Source organism: Streptomyces sp. NPDC002838 (genome assembly GCF_040295365.1).
Classification (GTDB): Bacteria; Actinomycetota; Actinomycetes; order Streptomycetales; family Streptomycetaceae; genus Streptomyces.
This window is the reverse complement of sequence record NZ_JBEOVF010000040.1, coordinates 19771-40460: the sequence shown is the minus strand read 5'-3', so window position 1 is coordinate 40460 and position 20690 is coordinate 19771. Positions and strand designations below refer to the sequence as shown.

Here is a 20690-nt window from a genome sequence, read left to right as displayed (position 1 = left end):
GGTCACTGCTCCGACGCCGGCTCCACGTCCTGGAGGAGCTGTCCGAACGCCGCCTCGTCGACGACCGGCGTCCCGTACTGCCGGGCCTTGACCGCCTTCGACGTGGCCGAGTCCGGGTCGTTCGTGACGAGCAGGCTGGTCAGCCGGGACAGGCTGGTCGCCACATGCAGACCGGCCTCGACCGCGCGGTCCTCCAGCAGCTCGCGCTCGATGGACGTGTCTCCCGAGAAGGCGACCCGCATGCCCTGTTTGAGTCGTTTGCCCTCTTCGTAGCGGCCCGGGTTGGGGTACGGGCACGCGGGCCTCTTGCGGGCGGGGCGCCAACCGCTCTGCCGGTAGCCGCCGTAGCCCGCCTGCTGCCCGATCCGGGGCGTGGGCCGGTCCGTCCACTCGGTCAGCGGCCGGCACTCGTGCAGCGGCAGTCGTACGCCGTCCGCGGCCGCCGCGCGCAGGCTCGGCCGGAACGCCTCCGCGAGGACGCGCGCGTCGTCGAGCGCGTGGTGCGCCCGCCGCTGTACGACGCCGAAGTGCGCGGCCAGTGTCTCCAGTTTGTGGTTGGGCAGCGGCAGGCCCAACTCCTTGGACAGCGCGATGGTGCACAGCCGCTGCCGCACCGGCGCCTCGCGCTCCGCGCGCGCGTACTCCCGGGCGATCATCTGCCAGTCGAAGACCGCGTTGTGCGCGACGAGCACCCGGCCGTCGAGGCGGGCCGAGAACTCCTCGGCGATGTCCTGGAAGAGGGGCGCGGCCTGAAGCACCTCGCTCGTCAGACCGTGGATCCACACCGGGCCCGGGTCCCGCTCCGGGTTGACCAGCGTGTACCAGTGGTCCTCGACCTCACCGCGCGCGTCCAGGCGGTAGACGGCCGCGGAGATTATCCGGTCGTCCCGGGCCAGGCCGGTGGTCTCCACGTCAACGACCGCGTATCCCTTCGGATACGCGGCCGGCCATGCTGTGGGGAAGGACGCTGCCCTCGCGCGGTCATCGAGCATGGTCCCTGAGGATACGGGCCACGACTGACAGTTCTGTCCCGCCCCCGTCCGTCAGACGCCCCGCGGCGTACGCCTGTTCGGATGCCGGGTCGTCAACTGATGTTCACCACCGGATCGGCACCGGCAACGCCGTCAGCAGTCCCGACACCGCGACCACCACCCCCAGGGCGACGACCTCCGCCCGCGCGGGGGAGCAGGCGGTCAGCGGGTCGGGCGCCCGGGCGAGCCGGATCCGCGCCCACAGGGCGAGTACCGCGACGGCGGCCACCAGGAGCACCTTGGCGAGCAGGGTGCGCCCGTACGCCGTCGTCGTCAGCTGCTCCAGGATCGTGCCCGAGGGCATGCGGCGCAGCGAACTCCACACCCCGGTCGCCGTGATGGCCGCGAGCAGAACGGCCGCCACGCGTGCGTAGCGCCCCAACAGGGCCGCGCCCGCCTCCGGGGCACCCCAATGCCGCAGCGTCCGCAGCGCGTACAGCAGACCGCCCGTCCACAGCGCCGCGCACGTCAGGTGCACCAGCGTCAGCCCGGACCCTGCCAGCGGGTCGTGCTCGGTCGTGGGATGCGCGCGCAGGGCCTCCGCCACGACCACCGCGGCCAGGGGCCACACCTGTGTCGCCGGCCGGCGCGAGAGGGCGCACAGGCCGGCCGCGAGGAAGGCGTTGACCTCCAGGAGCGCGAGCTTGCCGTCGCGGGACTCGTACAGCCCGCCGACATCGATCTCGGCGGCGCTCCGCGGCACCAGATTGCCCGTGGCCACGACCGAGGCCAGGCCCAGGGCGGCGACGAAACCGGCGGCGGCCGCATACGGCGCCCAACTGCGAGGCGCGGCCGGGGGAGCGCCGGGTACGGAACGGGCCAGCCGACGTACGAACAGTTCGCCCAACGGCACACACAGCGCCGCGAACAGCACCGTTCGCAGCAGCGCTACACCACCGACACCGGGCGCGGCGGCCTCGCCGGTGTCGTGCAGCGCGGCGGACGGTCCGAGCAGCGGTATCAGCGCGGCCAGCGCCACCAGGAAGAGGACGGCGACGGCTCGGCCGGCCCCGGGGCGTCGCGCCGACCCGCTCGCGTCGGATGCCCCGGGCGTGGGTCTTATCAAGCTCACCTCAAGATCTTCACCAGCCTTCACGGAACCGGGCAAGTCCAGGAAAACAACTGGCGGTACGGAATTCCGCCCATAGGTACGTATCCGGCCCGACCGTGACTCAGATCCAGCCCGGCGCGTCCGCCCCCCAGGGACCCGGCGGCCGCGCCCAGTCCACCGGGCCGCCGTCGAAGGCGACCGGCGACCGGGCGTACCGCAGCCGCCCGAGCGCGCTGTCCGTCTCCGAGAGCCAGGAGCCGGGCCCGTCGTACGGGGCGGCCTCCTCCGTCGGACAGGGGCCGGCCTCGCCGTACGACGCCTGCCCGGTGTCACTCGCTGCGACCCCGTTCACCAGCCACTCGGCAGTCCGCGCAAGTGCCGGCCGGATGAACCGGCTCCCGCCCTCGTACGACTGCTCGGTCACAGCCCGCAGCACCGCCGCCGCCAGCAGATACCCCGTCCCGTGGTCCAGGGCCTGCGCGGGCAGTGCGCCGGGCCGCTCCGCCGACCCCTCGACGGCGGCGATCCCCGTGGCCGCCTGCACCAGGCTGTCGAATCCCCGCCGCTGACCCCACGGCCCGTACGCACCCCAGGCCGACAACTGCGCGACGATCACCCCCGGCCGCCGCTCGGCCAACGCCTCCGCCGACAGTCCGAACCGGTCCAGCGCGCCCGGCCGGTACCCGGTGACGACCACGTCCGCCGCCGCGAGCAGTTCCTCGAAGAGACGCCGGTCGGCCACGAGGTCGAGGGTCGTCGACCGCTTCCCGAAGCCCGTGTCGGCGTGCTGGTCGGGGAGTTCGGGCAACCGGGGGGAGTCCACGCGCAGCACGTCCGCGCCCAGCAGGGCGAGCGTGCGGGTGGCGACCGGGCCCGCGATGACCCGGGTCAGGTCCAGGACGCGCAGTCCGGCGGCGGGCAGCAGGGGAGCGCCGTCGCCGTCGATCGGCGCGAGCACGCGCGCGTGCGCGGAGTCCAGCCGACCGCGCTCCACCAGCGGCCGTCCGGCCACCGCGGCCGCCTGCTCCTGCGCGGCCCATTCCTCGGGTGTACGCAGGGCGACGGCGAGGCCTCCGGCCGCGTACACGGCCTCCTCGGCCTCCAGAGCGGACCGTTCGGCGAGCGCGCATTCGACGGATGCCACAGCCCCCGTGCCCTCCGGCACCCCCAACGCGCCCAGCAGCCGTGCCCGATGGTGCGGATAGTTCGCGTGCGTGCGCACCCATCCGTCCGCCGTCCGCCAGAAACGGGACAGCGGCGCGAAGGTGGCCGACGCCCGCCCGTCGACGAGCAGATGCCGCTCACTGACGAACGCCGTAGCGACGGCCCCGTCGTCCACCCACACCCCGGGCACCTCGGCGAGCCCGGCCCGCCGCGCGCCCAGCTCGGCTGCGGCCAGCGCACACGCGCCGACACAGGCCCGAGCCAACTCCCGTACGGGAAGGCGCCCCTGAAGAGCGCCCTCCCGCACCACGGTCGACACCCGGGGGAGAAGGGCGGGATCGCCGCCCACCGCCGACCAGGCGAACTCGATATCAGTCATGACCGCACTATGCGGCATTGACCGAATCAAGATATGGACCGGCGTTGACCGACCTACTTGGTCACCGCGTCCAGCGCGTCCGCCATGCCCCAGCCGTAGAAGCCGTTGCGGTTCTTCGACCCCTCGCAGACCGCGTCGATCTTGCCGTCGCTGTCGATGTCGTACGGGTCCGTGCACGGCGTGCCGTCGGCCTCGGCGTACAGCAGGGCCTTCACCACGGCCGGCGGGGCGTACGGGTGCGTCGACTTGATCAGGGCGGCGACGGCCGCGACATGCGGGCTCGCCATCGACGTACCGGCCATGTAGCCCCACTTGCCGCCCGGCAGCGTGCCCAGGATCAGACCGCTGGTCGCCGGTGGCTCCGGCTTCTGGTACGACGTCGAATCGCCGCCGGGCGCGGCGATGTCCACGATCCCGAGGCCGTAGTTGGAGAACGACGACTTGATGCCCTTGGCGCCGGTCGCCGCGACCGTCACGACACCCGGCAGCTGGGTCGGTATGTCGACGCACTCGGACGGGTCGACGGTCCGCTCCACGGGGGTGGCGTCGTTCGGCGAGACCGGGTCGGTGATCTCGTCGGCGGCGAAGTCGTAGTTCTCGTTGCCGGCCGCCGCGACGTTGACCGCGCCCTTCTTCTCCGCGTACCGCGAGGCCCGGGCGACGGCGTCCACGAGCGCCTTCTGGTCCGGGTCGTTCTTGCAGTTGAAGTACCAGGGGTCGGTGTAATAGCTGTTGTTGGTGACGTCGACGCCGTGCGTGGCCGCCCACATGAAGCCGCAGACCACGGCCTCGGTGTAGAAGTAGCCGGCGGTGGTCGACACCTTGATGCCGGCGACCTTCACACCGGGCGCGACGCCCGTCATGCCGACGCCGTTCTTGGCGGCCGCGATCTCACCGGCCACGTGCGTGCCGTGCGGGCTCTCCGACGCGCTCGGCCGCCACGCCCCGTCGGCCGTGTCCGGCTTGCCCGTCACACAGTTGACGGACGCGGCACGGTCGAAGTTCGGCGCTATGTCGGGGTGCGTGTCGTCGACACCGGTGTCGATCACGGCGACGGTCACCTTGCTGCTGCCGAGCGACTTCTCATGGGCCTTGTCCGCCTTGATCGCGGGCAGGTCCCACTGCAGCGGCTCCAACGGGTCCTCACCGTCGGCGGCCTGCGCGCTCGCCACCTCCTTGGCGGAGAGCACCTTCGGCGTCCCCATGTCGGTCGTCGACTGCGCGGGCAGCGGCGCGTTGCGGGTGTTGCCGGCCGACTCGACGCCACGGACCTTGCGGATGGTCTTGGCGAAGTCCGGGTTCGACGAGTGGACGACGATCACGCCTATTTGGTCGTACGACGTCACGATCGTGCCGCCGGCGTCGGCGATGGCCTTCTTCACCTGCCCCGAAGGCCCTTGCCCGGGACGGACGTTGACGACGTAGCTGAGCGCGGTCGCGTCCGCCGTCGTCGCGGAGGCGAGGACGTCGTTCACGGTGCCGGTGACGCCGTTCACGGTGCCGGGCACATCGGCCGCGGTCGCCGTGGCGTTGGGCAGGAATGCCAGGGCTGTCGCCATGGTCATTCCGAGCGGGACGGCGAGCGCGCGGCGGAAGCGCGGGTGAGGCGCTGTCATATGTCAGTGTCTCCAGTTCGTTCGTGGTACGCGGTGACCGTGCGGGAGGTCGGAAGGTCCTTGGGGTCCGAAGTGCCCTGAGGCACGCGTCACTTCACCGCGCGGAGCGCGTTGACGATGCCGTACCCGTAGAACCCGTTGACATACTTGCCGCCCTCGCACACCGCGTCCTGCGTGCCGTCGCCGTCCTGGTCGTAGGACGCCGGGCAGGCGGTGTTGTCCGCCTGCGCCTTGAGCAGCGCCTGCAGCTGGGCCGGGGACGCCTTCGGGTACTTCGACTTCAGCAGCGCGGCGACGCCCGCGGCGTGCGGCGAGGCCATCGACGTGCCCTGCAGGAAGCCGTACTCGCCGTTCGGCATGGTGGACAGGATGCGGCCGTTCTTCGACGGCGTGTCCGGGATCTGGTAGAGCCGGTCGCCGCCCGGTGCGGCGACGTCGATGACGCCCTTGCCGTACGTCGAGTAGTACGACTTGAGGTTCTGCACCCCCGTCGCGCTGACCGTGACCACACCCGGCAGCTGCGTCGGCACGTCGAAGCACTCGTGCGGGTCGATGGTCCGCTCGACCGGCGTGGAGTCGTCGGGGCTGGAGTCGTCGACGATCGCGTCGGAGTCCAGGTCGTGGTTGGAGTTGCCCGCCGACGCCAGGTTGAGCGTGCCCTTCTTCTGCGCGTACAGCTGGGCCCTGTTGACGGCATCGACGATGGCCCGCTGGTCCGGGTCGTCCATGCAGTTGTACAGCCACGGGTCAACGTAGTAGCTGTTGTTCGTGATCTCGACGCCGTGGTCGGCGGCGAACACGAAGGCGCACACGACGCTCTCCGGGTAGAAGAGGCCGTTGCTCGGGTCGGTCACATTGATGCTCGAGACCTTCACCCCGGGTGCGACACCGGCCACGCCGATGCCGTTGCGGGCCGCGGCGATCTCACCGGCCACGTGGGTGCCGTGGTAGTCCTCCGCGGTGTACGGCCGCCAGGCGCCCTCGCTGGTGTCGGCGACACCGCCGTCGCAGTTCGCCGACTGGGACGCGGAGAAGTTCGGTGCGATGTCCGGGTGGGTGTCGTCGACGCCGGTGTCGATCACGGCGACGGTCACCTTGCGGCTGCCCGGGTTGATCTTCGCGGCCTTGTCGGCGCCGATCGCACGGAGGTCCCACTGGTCGGCTTCCAGGGGCTCACTGTCGGGCGTGGCGGCCGATGCGCTCGCGACCTTGGCGGCCTGCTCCTTGGACAGGACCTGCGCCGTGCCCTCGTCCGTGGTCCCCGCGGCGGTCAGCGGCGCGGTGCGCGTGGCACCCGCCGACTGCACCCCGCGTATCTCGCGTATCTCCTTGGCGAAGTCCGGGTTCGACGAGTGGACGACGATCACGCCTATCTTCTCGTACGTGACCACCACCGTGCCGCCCGCCGCCGGGACCGCCTTCTTCACCGACTTGATCGTGCGGCGGTCCAGCTTGGTGTTCACGACGTACGCCAGGGCGGGCGCGTCCACCGCCTGTGCGGCACTCTCCGCGCGTGGAGCGGCCGACGCCGCCGCGGGAAGGAAGCCGAGCGAGGCGGTCAGCGACAGAACGACCGGTACCGCGAGGGCGAGGCGACGTCTGGAACGCAGATGAGCCATGGGGTCTCCACATCATCCGGAAACGGGACCTGCCCGAGACACAGGTGGTGCTCGGGCAGGTACATGACGATTTGGTGCAGGCCCGAAACTATCTCTCGAAGTCGCTGGCCAGCAATGACTTACTCGAAGTGAGTTGGGAAAGAAGCCCCGGGGGTTGAACCAGTCCTCGCGCGCCGCCGTGACCTTGGGCAGGGAACGCGAGGACACTCGCCCCCTATCTCCGTAACAACCGCATCCGCAATCAGGAGGAGACTCCGTGGCTACCGACGCACCGCCCCCCTCGAAAGAGCAACACAAACTCCCTTCCCCCGAGGAGTTCAACGAGGTGCAGCAGAGCGCGGAGTTCGGTGAACTGCGCCGCTCCTTCCGCTCCTTCGCCTTCCCGCTGACCATCGGCTTCATCGCCTGGTACCTGCTGTACGTGCTGCTGTCGAACTACGCGGGCGGCTTCATGGGCGCCAAGCTGTTCGGCAACATCAATGTCGCCTTTGTTCTGGGTATCGCCCAGTTCGTCACCACATTCGTCATCGCCTGGTGGTACTCGCGGCACGCCGCCGCGAAGCTCGACCCCAAGGCCGAAGCCATCAAGTCCCGAATGGAGGGCGGCGCATGAGCCCCGCACTGCAGACCTTTGTCGCCGCGAACGAGGCCAGCGAGCACCGGCCGCTGATCATCACCCTTTTCGGGCTGTTCGTCGTGGCGACGCTGGGCATCACCGTCTGGGCGGGCCGCCAGACCAAGGACGCCGCCGACTTCTATGCCGGTGGCCGCCAGTTCAGCGCCTTCCAGAACGGCCTCGCGGTCTCCGGCGACTACATGTCGGCCGCGTCGTTCCTCGGCATCGCGGGCGCCATCGCCCTCTTCGGATACGACGGCTTCCTGTACTCCATCGGCTTCCTGGTCGCCTGGCTGGTGGCCCTGCTCCTGGTGGCCGAGCCGCTGCGGAACTCCGGCCGCTACACCATGGGTGACGTGCTGGCGTACCGCATGCGCCAGCGCCCGGTCCGTACCGCCGCCGGCACCTCCACGATCGTCGTGTCGATCTTCTACCTGCTGGCCCAGATGGCGGGCGCGGGCGTCCTCGTCTCGCTGCTGCTCGGCATCACCTCCGACGCCGGCAAGATCCTCATCGTCGCCCTCGTCGGCGTCCTGATGATCGTGTACGTCTCCATCGGCGGCATGAAGGGCACCACCTGGGTCCAGATGGTCAAGGCCGTGCTGCTGATCGGCGGCACCATCCTGATCACCTTCCTGGTGCTGCTGAAGTTCAACTTCAACGTCTCCGACCTGCTGGGCACGGCCGCCGAGAACAGCGGCAAGGGCGCCGCCTTCCTGGAGCCCGGCCTCCAGTACGGCGCGACCGGCACCACCAAGCTGGACTTCATCTCCCTCGGCATCGCCCTGGTGCTCGGCACGGCGGGCCTGCCGCACATCCTGATCCGCTTCTACACCGTGCCCAACGCCAAGGCCGCCCGGAAGTCCGTGAACTGGGCGATCGGCATCATCGGCGGCTTCTACCTGATGACCATCGCGCTCGGCTTCGGCGCCGCGGCGCTGATCTCGCAGGAAGAGATCATCGCGTCCAACCCGTCCGGCAACACGGCGGCGCCCCTGCTCGCCCTGCACCTGGGCGGCGTCGACTCGGCCTGGGGCGCGATCCTGCTCGCCACGATCTCGGCGGTGGCCTTCGCGACGATCCTCGCCGTGGTCGCCGGCCTCACCCTCGCCTCGTCGTCCTCCTTCGCGCACGACATCTACGCCAACGTCATCCGCAAGGGGCAGGCCACTGAGAAGGAGGAGGTCAGGGCGGCCCGTCTGGCGACCATCGGCATCGGTGCCGTCTCCATCCTCCTGGGCGCCCTCGCCCGCGACCTGAACGTGGCAGGCCTCGTCGCCCTCGCCTTCGCGGTCGCGGCGTCCGCCAACCTGCCGACAATCCTTTACAGCCTGTTCTGGAAGCGGTTCACCACCCAGGGCGCCCTGTGGTCGATCTACGGCGGTCTCATCGTCGCCGTCGGCCTGGTGCTGTTCTCGCCCGTCGTCTCCGGCGACCCCAAGGCGATGTTCCCCGGCGTCGACTTCGCCTGGTTCCCGCTGAAGAACCCGGGCATCATCTCCATCCCGTTCGGCTTCCTGATGGGCTGGCTCGGCACCATCCTGTCCAAGGAGGAGCCGGACACCGACAAGTACGCGGAGCTGGAGGTCCGGTCCCTGACCGGCACCGGCGCGCACTGAGCCGCGCACTGAGAGCCCACCGAGTACGCCCCCTGAGCGGCCGCGTCGTAGGTCCCTACGACGCGGCCGCGTCCTGTCTCGTGGGATCGAACCCTGTTGATGTCAGTGGCGTCACGTAGGCTCGCAGTTGACGGAAAATATCTGGTCCGTGACGAGGCAGGGGGCCCACGTGCTGATCGACACCTATGGCCGGGTGGCCACCGACCTGAGGGTCTCGCTGACCGACCGGTGCAACCTGCGGTGCACCTACTGCATGCCCGAGGAGGGCCTGCAGTGGCTGGCCAAGCCCGACCTGCTCACGGACGACGAGATCGTGCGCCTCATCGACATCGCCGTCACCAGCTTGGGTATCAAGGAGGTCCGCTTCACCGGCGGCGAGCCGCTGCTGCGCCCCGGCCTGGTCGGCATCGTCGAGCGGGTCGCCGCCCTGGAGCCGCGCCCCCAGATGTCCCTCACCACCAACGGCATCGGCCTCAGGCGTACGGCGACGGCCCTGAAGGAGGCCGGGCTGGACCGGGTCAACGTCTCCCTGGACACCCTCCGCCCGGACGTCTTCAAGACCCTCACCCGCCGGGACCGCCACAAGGACGTCATCGAGGGCCTGCACGCCGCCCGGGACGCGGGCCTGACCCCGGTCAAGGTCAACTCCGTCCTGATGCCCGGGCTGAACGAGGACGAGGCCCCGGACCTGCTGGCCTGGGCGGTGGAGCACGACTACGAACTGCGCTTCATCGAGCAGATGCCCCTGGACGCCCAGCACGGCTGGAAGCGCGAGGGCATGATCACCGCCGGCGACATCCTCGCCTCCCTGCGCACCCGCTTCGAGCTCACCCCCGAGGGCTCCGACGAGCGCGGATCGGCCCCCGCCGAGCGCTGGACAGTCGACGGCGGCCCGCACCGCGTCGGCGTCATCGCCTCCGTCACCCGCCCCTTCTGCGCGGCCTGCGACCGCACCCGCCTGACGGCCGACGGGCAGGTACGCACGTGCCTGTTCGCGACGGAGGAAACGGACCTGCGCGCCGCGCTGCGCTCCGGCGCCCCCGACGAGGAGATCGCCCGCATCTGGCGCCTGGCCATGTGGGGCAAGAAGGCGGGCGCGGGACTGGACGACCCGTCGTTCGTCCAGCCGGACCGGCCGATGTCCGCCATCGGCGGCTAGGGCCTGTCCGCCGGACAGGCCCTAGGAGTTCTCGGGCGCTTCCCAGTCCTCAAGCTTCACGACGTCCTTCAGGAACCCCCGCACACCGAGGAACTGGGACAGATGCTCCCGGTGCTCCTCACACGCCAGCCACGTCTTGCGCCGCTCCGGCGTATGGATCTTCGGGTTGTTCCACGCCAGCACCCACACGGCGTCGGCACGGCAGCCCTTCGCGGAACAGATCGGGGTCTCGTCACTCACAGGTTCGTCTCACAGGTCCACAAACAAGGCGACGCCGAGCAGCCACGGGGGGAGCTGCCCGGCGTCGGTCCGTCGCTCCGACGGGGGATGCGGAGCGCCTACGAAGTATGTCACGGGTAACCCGTCGCCCGGCACTGGAACAACATGATTGATCTGAGCTTTTCTTGAGCTTGGTGCAGGCCTGACTCCCGGCAGGGGCGCATCCGCGAGGGACGCGCCATGATCACGCCCGGTCGCGCGACCCGTTCGCCGCGCCCGGTGCGGGATCGGCGACGACGTCCTCCGGGACGGGTTCCGCGAGCCGCTCCTCTTGCGTGAAACCGTCCTCTTTTGCGAAAGCGTCCTCCGCGTGCGGCGGCTCGATCATCGGCGGCGTCGGCGCCGTAACGAACGTCGACGGCAGCGACGGCGCGTTCTCCCGCCCCGCGTTGGCGACGACCACGGCGATGTAGGGGAGTACCGCGCCCAGCACCAGGGCGACGATCGCGACGTGCCGTTCGACGTTCCACAGGGTGGCCGCGAGGATCACCGACAGCGTACGGATGGTCATCGAAATGACGTATCGCCGCTGCCGCCCGCGTACATCCTCCTGGAGGCCCGCCCGAGCCCCGGTGATCCGGAACACCTGGGCGTTGCCGCCGCCATGCTGCTTCCGCATCACATTCCACCATCCGCCCGCATCGGACTCTCCCCGCCCCGTACCAGGTCCGCCCCGGGTCGGGGAACGGGACCCGGACAGCTCCCACGTTACGCCGCGCCTCACCCGTCCACGAGACCGGGGCGCCCCCAGCCTGGACGAACGGCGTCGGCCGTTGCCTGTACGGCCCTGCCCGGCATGCGCCGTACCGCGACCGGGCCGAGACTGGGTGTAGTGCTCAGACGGGCGGTACTCGGACGAGCACAGACGGGGCGAGACGAGTCGTACAAGGAGGCAGCCATGGGCTGGTTTTGGGCGATCATCGTGGGATTGGTGCTCGGTCTCGTCGCCAAGGCCATCATCCCGGGCAAGCAGCACATTCCGCTGTGGCTGACCACCATCCTGGGCATGCTCGGTGCCATTGGCGGCAACGCGGTCGCGCGGGCGGCCGGTGTCGACGCGACGTCGGGCATCGACTGGTGGCGCCACGCCTTCCAGCTCGTGGCCGCGGTCATCCTCGTCGGCCTCGGCGACCGGGCGTACCTGGCGGTCCGGGGCAGCCGGCGGAGAGCCTGACGGCACGGACGGCGGAGGGGACGCCTCCGACACCGGAAACCGTCCCCTCCGTACATCCGCGCAGGCGGAACGCCCGCGCAGCGGGTGTACCCGCTCAGCCGCCCGTGACCTCGACCGCCGCCAGGTTCTTCTTGCCCCGGCGCAGCACCAGCCAGCGCCCGTGCAGCAGATCCTCCTTGGCGGGGACGGAGTCCTCCGCGGCGACCTTCACGTTGTTCACGTAGGCACCGCCCTCCTTGACCGTGCGGCGCGCGGCCGACTTGCTGGCCACCAGGCCGACCTCGGCGAACAGGTCGACCACCGGACCGAGCCCGGCGACCTGGATGTGCGGCACCTCGGACAGGGCCGCGGCCAGCGTCTTCTCGTCCAGGTCGACCAGCTCGCCCTGCCCGAACAGAGCCTTGGACGCGGCGATCACGGCGGCGGTCTGCTCGGCGCCGTGGACCAGCGTCGTCAGCTCCTCCGCGAGCGCGCGCTGCGCGGCACGGGCCTGGGGGCGCTCCTCGGTCTGCCGCTCCAGCTCCTCCAGCTCCTCGCGGGACTTGAAGGACAGGATCCGCATGTACGTCGAGATATCCCGGTCGTCCACATTCAGCCAGAACTGGTAGAACGCGTACGGCGTCGTCATCTCCGGGTCGAGCCAGACGGCCCCGCCCTCGGTCTTGCCGAACTTGGTGCCGTCCGCCTTGGTCATCAGCGGGGTGGCAAGAGCGTGGACGCCGGCGTGCGGCTCCAGCTTGTGGATCAGGTCCAGGCCGGCCGTGAGGTTGCCCCACTGGTCGCTGCCGCCCTGCTGGAGCGTGCAGCCGTACCGGCGGTACAGCTCCAGGAAGTCCATGCCCTGGAGCAGCTGGTAGCTGAACTCCGTGTAGCTGATGCCTTCTTCGGACTCCAGGCGCCGGGCGACCGAGTCCTTCGTCAGCATCTTGTTGACGCGGAAGTGCTTGCCGATGTCCCGCAGGAACTCGATGGCCGACAGACCGGCCGTCCAGTCCAGGTTGTTCACCATCACCGCGGCGTTCTCGCCCTCGAAGGACAGGAACGGCTCGATCTGCGCACGCAGCCGGGTCACCCAGTTCGCGACCGTCTCCGGGTCGTTCAGCGTGCGCTCCGCCGTGGGGCGCGGGTCGCCGATCTGGCCGGTCGCCCCGCCCACCAGGGCCAGCGGACGCAGGCCCGCCTGCTGGAGCCGGCGCATGGTGAGGACCTGCACCAGGTGGCCGACGTGCAGACTGGCCGCCGTCGGGTCGAACCCGCAATAGAACGTGACGGGACCGTCCGCGAGCGCCTTGCGCAAAGCGTCCTCGTCAGTGGACAGGGCGAACAGCCCGCGCCACTTCAGCTCGTCGACGATGTCCGTCACGGTTCTCGTATCTCCTTGAGTGGGCCTCGTAATCAGGTACGAGGTTATACGCCCTGGCTGACAGAGCTCATATTGAAGTCCGGCACCCTCAGGGCCGGCATCGCAGCCCTGGTGAACCAGTCGCTCCACTCCCTGGGCAGCGTCTTTTCCGTGCGCCCGGCCTCCGTGGCCCGGCCCAGCAGGTCGACCGGCGACTCGTTGAACCGGAAGTTGGTGACCTCGCCGGTCACCTCGCCGTTCTCCACGAGATAGACGCCGTCCCGGGTCAGGCCCGTCAGCAGCAGCGTCGCCGGGTCGACCTCGCGGATGTACCACAGGCAGGTCAGCAGCAGCCCGCGCTCGGTGCTCGCGACCATCTCCTCCAGGGAGCGGTCCTCGCCCCCGTCCAGGATCAGGTTGTCGATCCCCGGCGCCACCGGCAGCCCGGTCAGGTCCGCGCTGTGCCGGCTGGTCAGCAGATTGCTCAGCTCGCCCTCGCGCATCCACTCGATGGCCGTCAGCGGCAGCCCGTTGTCGAACACCGACTGATCGCCGCCGGAGGAGTGCACGAGCACGAAGGGCGCGGACTCCAGGCCCGGCTCGTTCGGGTCGCTGCGCAAGGTCAGCGGCAGGTCGGTGAGCTTGTCGCCCACGCGGGTGCCGCCGCCCGGCTTGGAGAACACCGTGCGGCCCTCGGCCGCGTCCCGGCCCGACGCCGACCACATCTGGTAGATCAGCAGGTCCGCGACGGCGCTCGGCGGCAGCAGGGTCTCGTACCGCCCGGCGGGCAGCGCGATCCGGCGCTCGGCCCAGCCGAGGCGTACGGCGAGCTCCGCGTCCAGCGCCGCCGGATCGACGTCCTTGAAGTCCCGGGTGGACCGGCCCGCCCATGCCGACCGCGTACGGTCCGGCGACTTGGCGTTCAGCTCCAGCGTCCCGTTGGGCTGGTCGTGCCGCAGGCGCAGCCCCGTAGACGTACCGAGGTAGCTGGAGACCACCTCGTGGTTGGCGAAGCCGTACAGCTCGCGACCGCCCGCACGCGCGCGTGCGAACGCCTCACCGAGCGCCGGCGCGAAGTCCGCGAACACGGCGGACGAGGTCTCGGCCGGCGCGTCCGTGAAGTCGGGCGCCGCCGGTACGCCTGTCACCAGCGGCCGCGAGTCCTCGGCGGGTCCGGCACTGCGCGCGGCGGCCTCCGCGGCCCGCACCAGGGGCTCCAGCTCGTCGGCGGTCACGGCCGAGCGCGTGACGACACCGGAGGCCGTGCCCTCCTTGCCGTCGACGGTCGCGATCACGGTGAGGGTACGGCCGCGCGTGACGCCGTTCGTGGTGAGCGCGTTGCCCGCCCAGCGCAGGTTCGCGGTCGACTGCTCGTCGGCGATCACCACACAGCCGTCGGCCCGGGACAGTTCGAGGGCGCGCTCGACGATCTCGTGCGGCTTGTTCGTACGAGGACTCATCGACCCGCCTCCTGCGTGGTGTTGAGAATGTTGACGCCCTTGAAGAGGGCGGACGGGCAGCCGTGCGAGACCGCGGCCACCTGGCCGGGCTGGGCCTTGCCGCAGTTGAAGGCGCCGCCCAGGACGTAGGTCTGCGGACCGCCGACGGCCGCCATGGACCCCCAGAAGTCGGTGGTCGTCGCCTGGTAGGCCACGTCCCGCAGCTGCCCGGCGATCCGCCCGTTCTCGATCTTGAAGAACCGCTGCCCGGTGAACTGGAAGTTGTAGCGCTGCATGTCGATCGACCAGGACCGGTCGCCGACGACGTAGATCCCGCGCTCCACGCCCCCGATCAGGTCCTCGGTCGACATCCCCGCCGGATCCGGCCGCAGCGACACGTTGGCCATGCGCTGCACGGGCACATGGCCGGGGGAGTCGGCGAACGCGCACCCGTTGGACCGCTCGAACCCGGTCAGCCTCGCGATCCGCCGGTCCAGCTGGTAGCCGACCAGCGTGCCGTTCCTCACCAGGTCCCAGGACTGGCCCTCGACGCCCTCGTCGTCGTACCCGATGGTCGCCAGGCCGTGCTCGGCGGTGCGGTCACCGGTGACGTTCATCAGCTCGGAGCCGTACCTCAGCTTGCCCAGCTGGTCGAAGGTGGCGAAGGAGGTACCGGCGTAGGCGGCCTCGTAGCCGAGCGCCCGGTCCAGCTCGGTGGCGTGGCCGATGGACTCGTGGATGGTCAGCCACAGGTTGGACGGGTCGACGACGAGGTCGTACAGGCCCGGCTCGACGCTCGGCGCCCGCATCTTCTCGGCGAGCAGTTCCGGGATCCGCATCAGCTCGGCGTCCCAGTCCCAGCCCGTGCCGGTCAGGTACTCCCAGCCGCGCCCGACGGGCGGCGCGATGGTCCGCATGGAGTCGAACTCGCCGCTCGACTCGTCGACCGACACGGCGGTCAGCGACGGATGCAGCCGCACCCGCTGCTGCGTGGTCACGGTCCCGGCGGTGTCGGCATAGAACTTGTTCTCGTGGACGGTGAGCAGCGAGGCGTCGACGTGGTTGACGCCGTCGGCCGCCAGCAGCCGTTCGCTCCACTGCGCCAGCAGCCCCGACTTCTCCTCGTCGGGGACGGTGAACGGATCGATCTCGTACGACGAGATCCATGTCTTCTCGGCGTGCACGGGCTCGTGGGCGAGTTCCACCCGCTCGTCGGACCCGGCGGCCTTGATCACCTGAGCCGAGAGCTTGGCCATCTGGATCGCCTGCGAGGCGACCTTGGCGGCGGCGTCGAGGGTCAGGTCCACCCCGGACGCGAATCCCCACGTCCCGCCGTGCACGACCCGCACCGCGTACCCGAGGTCGGTGGTGTCCGACGAACCGGAGGGCTTGGCGTCCCTGAGGCGCCAGGACGCGCTGCGCACCCGCTCGAACCGGAAGTCCGCGTGCTCGGCGCCCAGCGCACGCGCGCGTGCGAGCGCGGCGTCCGCCAAGGCGCGTAGGGGAAGTGCCGTAAAGGCGTCGTCGATGGTATGAGGCACCGCGGTCTCTCCCTGTTGTCATGACCTGTGGTTGCCCCGATCATGTCGCGCGGGCGGGTCCGCGGACCACACGTTTGCGTCCGGAGCCCGCATCTTTCTGTAGGGATCCGACAGTGAGTGCCGTAAGCCACTGTGGGTGCCCGATTGTCCGCGCGTGGCCCCGGACCGATAGGTTTTCGAGGAAGCCGCCTGTCATCCAGGTGCTGGGCGGGTGTGCCAGACCGCTATCGAAAGGGTGATCCGTTGAGCCGCTCGGTTCTCGTCACCGGAGGCAACCGGGGCATCGGCCTCGCCATCGCCCGCGCTTTCGCCGACGCCGGCGACAAGGTCGCGATCACATACCGCTCGGGTGAGCCGCCGGCCGGCTTCCTCGCAGTCAAGTGCGACATCACCGACCCCGAGCAGGTGGAGCAGGCCTACAAGGAGATCGAGGCCGAGCACGGCCCCGTCGAGGTGCTGATCGCCAACGCCGGCGTCACCAAGGACCAGCTCCTGATGCGCATGTCCGAGGAGGACTTCACCTCGGTCATCGACACCAACCTCACCGGCACCTTCCGGGTCGTCAAGCGCGCCAACCGCGGCATGCTGCGCGCCAAGAAGGGCCGCGTCGTGCTGATCTCGTCGGTCGTCGGGCTGTACGGCTCGCCCGGCCAGTCCAACTACGCCGCCTCCAAGGCCGCCCTGGTCGGCTTCGCGCGCTCCCTCGCCCGTGAACTGGGCTCGCGCAACATCACCTTCAACGTCGTCGCCCCCGGCTTCGTCGACACCGACATGACCAAGGCGCTCACCGACGAGCAGCGTGCGGGCATCGTGTCCCAGGTGCCGCTCGGCCGGTATGCGCAGCCGGACGAGATCGCCGCGACGGTGCGGTTTCTCGCGTCGGACGACGCCTCGTACATCACTGGAGCCGTCATCCCCGTAGACGGCGGACTGGGAATGGGTCACTGAACCATGAGCGGAATCCTCGAGGGCAAGCGCGTCCTGATCACCGGTGTGCTGATGGAGTCCTCCATCGCCTTCCACACCGCCAAGCTGGCCCAGGAGCAGGGCGCCGAGATCATCCTGACCGCCTTCCCGCGGCCCACGCTGACCGAGCGCATCGCCAAGAAGCTCCCCAAGCCCACCAAGGTCATCGAGCTCGACGTCACCAATGACGAGCACCTCGGGCGGCTGGCCGACATCGTCGGCGAGGAACTGGGTGGCCTGGACGGTGTCGTCCACTCCATCGGCTTCGCCCCGCAGGACGCCCTCGGCGGCAACTTCCTCAACACGCCGTTCGAGTCCGTCGCCACCGCCATGCACGTCTCGGCGTACTCCCTGAAGTCGCTGACCATGGCGTGCCTGCCGCTGATGCAGAACGGCGGCTCGGTCGTCGGCCTCACCTTCGACGCGCAGTACGCCTGGCCGCAGTACGACTGGATGGGTCCCGCCAAGGCCGCCCTGGAGGCGACCAGCCGCTACATGGCGCGCGACCTGGGCAAGCAGAACATCCGCTGCAACCTCATCTCCGCGGGTCCGATCGGCTCGATGGCCGCCAAGTCCATCCCGGGCTTCGCGGAGCTGGCCTCCGTGTGGGACACCCGCGCCCCCCTCGAGTGGGACCTCAAGGACCCCGAGCCGGCCGGTCGCGGTGTCGTCGCCCTGCTGAGCGACTGGTTCCCGAAGACCACGGGCGAGATCATCCATGTGGACGGCGGTCTGCACGCGATCGGTGCGTGACGCCGCCGCTGTGGCTCGACCGAGAGTGAGGGCCCGCGTCCGAAAGGGCGCGGGCCCTCACCGCTCACTCGTTCGGCCTATTCGGCCGGGCGGGCGGGGGCCACAACTGCGCACTCTGGAATAGGCGTTCCTCACGCGCTTCCCTCCCCAGCACGGCCGAGGAGGTCCCCTTGTGCGCACGTCCCGCAGCCTGGCCTCAGCGACCGTCGCCCTCTCTCTCGCACTGTGCCTGCCCCACGAGGCGATACCGCACGCGCGCGTGGACGTACGCAAAGCCCCCTCACCGGAGCTGTTCGGTGCCTGGTGCCGCAGCCGCGTCACCGGCTCGCAGGTGACGGCGTACTGCCACAACCCCTATCCGCAGCCCGACCACGTCAGCCTGCACATCGAGTGCGAACGCTGGTGGGACGTCGACAGCGACGGGGCCCCGGTCGAGGCCGGGCCCGCGCAGACCGTGCGGCTGACCGGCCGCTGCTGGAAAGAGGTCCGCTCTGTGTGGATCAGCCACCGGAAGGGGCGTTGAACCGGCCCGGGCGGCACAGGAACGGATAGCTGGCGGCCTCCTCGGCGGCCGCCGCCGCGTCGCCCGTGCGGATCGCGTCGACGAGCCGCGTGTGGTCCATGTGCGTCTCGGGCGTCAGCTCCTGGCCGATGTCATCGCGCAGCCAGTCCCGCAGCACCTCGCTCAGGTCCGCGTACATCGCGGTCATCACGTCGTTGTGCGACGCGGCCACGACCGCCAGGTGGAAGGTCGCGTCCGCCGTCACGAACGCCTCCGCGTCGCCCGACTCCCACGCCTCCTCACGCCGTACGAGGAGCGCGTCGAGCTGCTTGAGGTCCTTCTCGGTGCGCCGCTGGGCGGCCAGCCTGGCGGCGGCAGACTCCAGCGTGGAGCGCAGTTCCGCGATGTGCCGCGGGTCCGCGCCGGCGAAGCGGCGCTGCATCACGCCCGCCAGCTCGCTCGTCGCCACGACATATGTGCCGGAGCCCTGGCGGATGTCCAGCAGACCGTTGTGGGCGAGCGCGCGGACGGCCTCGCGAACGGTGTTGCGGGCGACACCGAGCTGCTCGACCAGCTCGGGTTCCGTCGGGATCCGGGATCCGACCGGCCACTCGCCCGAGGTGATCTGGTGGCGCAACGCGGCGATGACCTGCTCGGACAGCGCCGAACGGCGGGGATGACTCAGGGGCATGACACACCTTCGCACGGGCGGGGCCGGAGCGAGCGGCCTGGAAGTGAACCACCAATCATCCCATGATTCTATGATGGGCGACATGGCACATCAGGGAACCCGGACGACGAAGTCCACGAAGGTACGCAGTCCGTCCGCGAGCGACTCCGAAGGAGCCACTGTGTCCACGGGGTCGCCCTCGCGCGCGTGGGCGACCCGCCTGGTCGTCGTCGGCATCATGCTGTCCGCCGTCAACCTCCGCCCCGCCATCACCAGCCTGGGCGCCCTCCTGGAAGAGGTCCGCGACGGGCTCGGCATGAGCGGCAGCGTGGCCGGACTCCTCACCTCCGTACCCCCGCTCTGTTTCGCCCTCTTCGGCGGCATGGCCCCCCGGCTGGCCCGCCGCTTCGGGCCGGGCGCGGTGGTGTGCGCGGGCATGGCCGCCATCTCGGCCGGCCTGCTCATACGGCCGTACGCGGGCAGTACGGCAGGCTTCCTGGCCGCCAGTGCCCTCGCGCTCATGGGCATCGCGGTCAGCAACGTCCTGATGCCGGTCATCGTCAAGCGCTGGTTCCCGGACCGGGTCGGTTCCATGACCGGCCTGTACTCGATGGCGCTCGCCCTCGGCACCTCGGCCGCGGCGGCGGTGACCGTACCGATGACCGAGGCGCTGGGCGGCAGCTGGCAGTCCGGGCTCGCGATGTGGGCGCTCCTGGCGGCGGTGGCCGTGGTGCCGTGGATCCCGCTCGTCCGGGAGCGGGGCACCGCCCAGGCCGCCGCCTCGCGGGAGGAGCCCGCGCGTGAGGAGCCGACGGCCGCCGTGCGGATCACCCGCAGCCGTATCGCCTGGGCCCTCGCTGTCTTCTTCGGACTCCAGGCCACCGCCGCCTACATCACCATGGGCTGGATGGCGCAGATCTTCCGGGACGCCGGAGTGCCCGCGAGCACGGCCGGGCTGCTGCTCGCCGTCACCATGGTGATGGGCGTGCCGCTGGCCTTCGTCATCCCGCGCGTCGCCACCCGGCTGCCGAACCAGGGGCCGATCGTGATCGCGCTCGGCGTCTGCGGTCTCGCCGGATACGCCGGCCTGTACTTCGCGCCGGCCGGCGGCGCCTGGGCCTGGGCCGTGCTGCTCGGCGTCTCCAACTGCGCCTTCCCGCTGGCCCTCACGATGGTCGGGATGCGGGCCAGGACCGGCACGGGCGTCGCCCAGCTGTCGGCCTTCGCGCAGAGCACCGGCTATCTGATCTCCATCCCCGGCCCGCTCCTGGTCGGCGTGCTCTACCAGCACAGCGGCGGCTGGGGCCTGCCGATCGCCCTCATGACCGGTCTGATGATCCCGCAGATGGTGGTGGGTGTCCTCGCGGGCCGCAGCCGCACGGTGGAGGACGAGGCGGCCCGCTGAGCCCTCCCCGGGCCCGGTCGGCCTCACCCCGGGGATTCCGGTGCGGGACCCCGGGGATTCCGGGGCGGACGACGGGTGCGAGACTTGCCGTATGCCAGTGCTCGACCCGAACCCCCAGAACGGCCAGAAGAAGATGCTGCTCGTCTTCGGCTCGTTCTTCGCCATCTTCGTGATCATCGCCATCATCGCGACGATCGCCTCGCCCTGACCGGATCTCCTCCTCCGGGTGGGGCTAGCCCCACCATCCCCTAGGGGGCGAGTGTCAGGGTCAACTGGGTGGATCACCGGATGGGTTGAGGGCTCAGGATTCCGTAGCTTCGAGATGTGACCGCGGGAAGCGGACCACGCGGCATCGAAGACCAGCG

The 20690-nt window shown here is 70.3% G+C and carries 20 protein-coding genes; 9 read left to right on the top strand and 11 right to left on the bottom strand.

Annotated features, from left to right (window positions below):
* Nucleotides 1-2 precede the first annotated feature (2 nt).
* The 5 genes from ABT063_RS37220 to ABT063_RS37200 form a co-directional block, all read right to left on the bottom strand.
* Entirely contained in the window at nucleotides 3-992 is a 990-nt protein-coding gene (locus ABT063_RS37220; RefSeq protein ID WP_351064779.1) for a DEDDh family exonuclease, read from the bottom strand.
* A 103-nt stretch (nucleotides 993-1095) separates the two neighbouring features.
* Nucleotides 1096-2103: a CopD family protein gene (locus tag ABT063_RS37215; protein WP_351064778.1), complete on the bottom strand. Its 1008-nt coding sequence runs from the start codon at nucleotides 2101-2103 to the stop codon at nucleotides 1096-1098.
* Between the two features lie 100 nt (nucleotides 2104-2203).
* On the bottom strand, nucleotides 2204-3625 hold the full coding sequence (locus ABT063_RS37210; protein ID WP_351064776.1) for a CoA transferase: 1422 nt from the start codon (nucleotides 3623-3625) through the stop codon (nucleotides 2204-2206).
* A 53-nt stretch (nucleotides 3626-3678) separates the two neighbouring features.
* Nucleotides 3679-5241, bottom strand: coding sequence for a S8 family serine peptidase (locus ABT063_RS37205; protein WP_351064774.1), 1563 nt, complete (start codon nucleotides 5239-5241; stop codon nucleotides 3679-3681).
* A gap of 89 nt (nucleotides 5242-5330) precedes the next feature.
* Nucleotides 5331-6860 (bottom strand): S8 family peptidase, encoded by a 1530-nt coding sequence (locus tag ABT063_RS37200; protein WP_351064772.1) that lies wholly within the window; start codon nucleotides 6858-6860, stop codon nucleotides 5331-5333.
* Nucleotides 6861-7116: 256 nt separating this feature from the next.
* Between ABT063_RS37200 and ABT063_RS37195 the strand changes: the two genes are divergently transcribed.
* From ABT063_RS37195 to moaA, 3 genes are all read left to right on the top strand, one after another.
* A complete protein-coding gene (locus tag ABT063_RS37195; RefSeq protein WP_351064770.1) occupies nucleotides 7117-7473 on the top strand; it encodes a DUF485 domain-containing protein in 357 nt (118 codons plus the stop codon).
* Nucleotides 7470-9095, top strand: coding sequence for a monocarboxylic acid transporter (locus ABT063_RS37190; protein WP_351064769.1), 1626 nt, complete (start codon nucleotides 7470-7472; stop codon nucleotides 9093-9095). Before ABT063_RS37195 ends, ABT063_RS37190 begins: the two co-directional genes overlap by 4 nt.
* A 169-nt stretch (nucleotides 9096-9264) precedes the next feature.
* On the top strand, nucleotides 9265-10254 hold the full coding sequence (gene moaA / locus ABT063_RS37185) for a GTP 3',8-cyclase MoaA (RefSeq protein ID WP_351064858.1): 990 nt from the start codon (nucleotides 9265-9267) through the stop codon (nucleotides 10252-10254).
* Between the two features lie 21 nt (nucleotides 10255-10275).
* Here the strand turns inward: moaA and ABT063_RS37180 are convergent, their stop codons facing one another.
* Together ABT063_RS37180 and ABT063_RS37175 are read right to left on the bottom strand one after the other, a co-directional pair.
* Nucleotides 10276-10494 (bottom strand): hypothetical protein, encoded by a 219-nt coding sequence (locus ABT063_RS37180; RefSeq protein WP_351064768.1) that lies wholly within the window; start codon nucleotides 10492-10494, stop codon nucleotides 10276-10278.
* A gap of 223 nt (nucleotides 10495-10717) precedes the next feature.
* Entirely contained in the window at nucleotides 10718-11152 is a 435-nt protein-coding gene (locus ABT063_RS37175; RefSeq protein WP_351064766.1) for a DUF3099 domain-containing protein, read from the bottom strand.
* Nucleotides 11153-11431: 279 nt separating this feature from the next.
* On the opposite strand from ABT063_RS37175, the gene ABT063_RS37170 reads away from it, so the two are divergent.
* Entirely contained in the window at nucleotides 11432-11707 is a 276-nt protein-coding gene (locus ABT063_RS37170; protein ID WP_351064764.1) for a GlsB/YeaQ/YmgE family stress response membrane protein, read from the top strand.
* Between the two features lie 94 nt (nucleotides 11708-11801).
* On the opposite strand, the gene tyrS is transcribed toward ABT063_RS37170, so the two are convergent.
* The 3 genes from tyrS to ABT063_RS37155 are packed head-to-tail and all read right to left on the bottom strand — an operon-like array spanning nucleotide 11802 to nucleotide 16029.
* The gene (gene tyrS, locus ABT063_RS37165) at nucleotides 11802-13070 is read right to left on the bottom strand and encodes a tyrosine--tRNA ligase (protein WP_351064763.1); all 1269 of its coding nucleotides are present in this window, start codon (nucleotides 13068-13070) and stop codon (nucleotides 11802-11804) included.
* A gap of 44 nt (nucleotides 13071-13114) precedes the next feature.
* Nucleotides 13115-14509: a metallopeptidase TldD-related protein gene (locus ABT063_RS37160; protein ID WP_351064762.1), complete on the bottom strand. Its 1395-nt coding sequence runs from the start codon at nucleotides 14507-14509 to the stop codon at nucleotides 13115-13117.
* Complete coding sequence (locus ABT063_RS37155) at nucleotides 14506-16029, bottom strand: TldD/PmbA family protein (RefSeq protein WP_351064760.1); 1524 nt, start codon at nucleotides 16027-16029, stop codon at nucleotides 14506-14508. The genes ABT063_RS37160 and ABT063_RS37155 overlap by 4 nt, the downstream gene beginning before the upstream one ends.
* A 243-nt stretch (nucleotides 16030-16272) precedes the next feature.
* On the opposite strand from ABT063_RS37155, the gene fabG reads away from it, so the two are divergent.
* From fabG to ABT063_RS37140, 3 genes are all read left to right on the top strand, one after another.
* Nucleotides 16273-16977 (top strand): 3-oxoacyl-[acyl-carrier-protein] reductase, encoded by a 705-nt coding sequence (gene fabG / locus ABT063_RS37150; protein ID WP_351064759.1) that lies wholly within the window; start codon nucleotides 16273-16275, stop codon nucleotides 16975-16977.
* 3 nt (nucleotides 16978-16980) lie between these two features.
* Nucleotides 16981-17748 carry an enoyl-ACP reductase FabI gene (fabI, locus tag ABT063_RS37145; RefSeq protein WP_351064757.1) on the top strand — a complete coding sequence of 256 codons (768 nt, stop codon included), beginning with the start codon at nucleotides 16981-16983 and terminating at the stop codon, nucleotides 17746-17748.
* A gap of 172 nt (nucleotides 17749-17920) precedes the next feature.
* Nucleotides 17921-18271 carry a hypothetical protein gene (locus ABT063_RS37140; protein WP_351064755.1) on the top strand — a complete coding sequence of 117 codons (351 nt, stop codon included), beginning with the start codon at nucleotides 17921-17923 and terminating at the stop codon, nucleotides 18269-18271.
* Here ABT063_RS37140 and ABT063_RS37135 read toward each other — a convergent pair.
* A complete protein-coding gene (locus ABT063_RS37135; RefSeq protein WP_351064753.1) occupies nucleotides 18249-18941 on the bottom strand; it encodes a FadR/GntR family transcriptional regulator in 693 nt (230 codons plus the stop codon). The genes ABT063_RS37140 and ABT063_RS37135 overlap by 23 nt on opposite strands.
* Nucleotides 18942-19011: 70 nt before the next feature.
* On the opposite strand from ABT063_RS37135, the gene ABT063_RS37130 reads away from it, so the two are divergent.
* Nucleotides 19012-20325 carry a CynX/NimT family MFS transporter gene (locus ABT063_RS37130; protein ID WP_351064751.1) on the top strand — a complete coding sequence of 438 codons (1314 nt, stop codon included), beginning with the start codon at nucleotides 19012-19014 and terminating at the stop codon, nucleotides 20323-20325.
* A 91-nt stretch (nucleotides 20326-20416) separates the two neighbouring features.
* Complete coding sequence (locus tag ABT063_RS37125; protein WP_086023195.1) at nucleotides 20417-20533, top strand: SGM_5486 family transporter-associated protein; 117 nt, start codon at nucleotides 20417-20419, stop codon at nucleotides 20531-20533.
* Nucleotides 20534-20690: the final 157 nt, after the last annotated feature.